Here is a 793-nt window from a genome sequence, read left to right as displayed (position 1 = left end):
GGCGTCGACCACGCGGTGCTTTCCGAACTGTCGCGGCGCCTCGGCGTCGCCGCGCCCGACCGCCAGGCCCGCCATCATGCCATGAAATGGGGCAAGGGCTCGCTGCGCTGGGAGCGGCACACCGAATTCTCGACCTATTTGTGGGAAGGGCCGCTTTCCGAGAGCGGCAGGGCGCAGGAGGACTCCCCCTTCGGCAACGGGTTTTCGCCGCCGGGAACCTGCATCTCCGGCATCAGGCTCGAAATCCGCAAATGGACGCAAGCGAGCGAGCAGCTGATAGCCGGTTTCGATCCGACCAGCCTGTGCTACTCGCTGGTCGAGCGCGGAAACGCCGCCATCGTCACCGATTTTCGCCAGGATGGCGATGGCCTGACGCGCATGCTGCTGCTCGATCGCGGCTTGACCCCGGCGCGTACCGGCGCGTTGTCGCAGCGGCTTATCGACATCGAAACCTATCGGACGCTGGCCATGCTCGGCCTGCCGCTGGCGTTGACCTTGTCCGGCCGTGCCCGCCGCATCGAAGACCGGCTGGCGCAGACCACGCTGGAGATGAAGGTCGCCGGGACTCGCGACAGCCAGACCTTGCTGGCCGATCTGACCGAACTTGCGGCGGAGTTGGAGGCGGACGCGGCGTCGAGCCTTTACCGTTTCGGCGCCAGCCGTGCCTATGACGGCATCGTCGGCGAACGGCTGGAGGCGCTCGAGGAAGAGGCTGTGCCCGGCTATGACACATGGCGCGGGTTCCTGCAGCGCCGGGTGGCGCCCGCAATGCGCACCTGCCGCTCGGTCGAGG

1 protein-coding gene is annotated in these 793 nt (G+C 67.6%); it reads left to right on the top strand.

Annotation, left to right across the window (positions count from 1 at the left end):
* The coding region (locus tag EN939_RS36430; RefSeq protein WP_127272075.1) for a DUF3422 family protein at nucleotides 1–793 on the top strand (793 nt) is incomplete at both ends.

This window comes from Mesorhizobium sp. M7A.F.Ca.CA.002.05.1.1, assembly GCF_003998335.1.
Lineage (GTDB): Bacteria > Pseudomonadota > Alphaproteobacteria > Rhizobiales > Rhizobiaceae > Mesorhizobium.
The sequence above is the reverse complement of the archived record's forward strand: the minus strand, read 5'-3'. Positions and strand labels throughout refer to the sequence as shown.